The following is a 568-nucleotide window of genomic DNA, read 5'->3' on the forward strand; positions in this document are numbered from 1 at the left end:
CCAGCTCAAATGGCGAAGCTACCCGCTTTTGTCATTTGCATTCAGACTATCGAGCTGTTCCATAAAATCCTGAAATCCGGCTGCCGGGCGGAGGAGACCAAGCTGCGAACGGCCGAGCGGCTGGTGAACCTACTCAGCATCTACTGCATCCTGAGCTGGCGCATCTTCTGGCTGACGATGCTCAACCGCGTCGTTCCGGACGTGCCGCCACAGCTGGCCTTGACGGCTCTGGAAATCGACCTGCTCGACGAGTTGGTGAGAGACAAGGGCTAGAAGTTGCGGCGGAGAAAGACACTCTCGCATTACCTGACCAAGGTCGCTCGAATGGGCGGCTACCTCGCGCGTGGGCATGACCCTCCACCCGGCAATACCGTCATGTGGAGAGGACTTTCGCGCCTGATGGATATCGAACTCGGCGTCAGGATCGGAGCGCAAATCTATGGGTAATTGCAAGCCTCGGCGGACACTTACCACGCGGACCGCGGCAGCCAGGACGGATTCAAACGGTCGTCGCAACACCCTGAAGGAGGAGGTTGCGATGAGCATTCGAAAGCGGCGGTCGGATCGA

At 58.8% G+C, this 568-nt stretch carries 1 pseudogene; it reads left to right on the forward strand.

Annotated elements, in window-relative coordinates:
• Positions 1-273, forward strand: a pseudogene (locus tag JKL46_RS35100) (hypothetical protein); the annotation flags it as partial.
• Positions 274-568 lie beyond the last annotated feature (295 nt).

Origin of the sequence: Microvirga zambiensis WSM3693, assembly GCF_016735695.1 — a bacterium.
Taxonomy (GTDB): domain Bacteria; phylum Pseudomonadota; class Alphaproteobacteria; order Rhizobiales; family Beijerinckiaceae; genus Microvirga; species Microvirga zambiensis.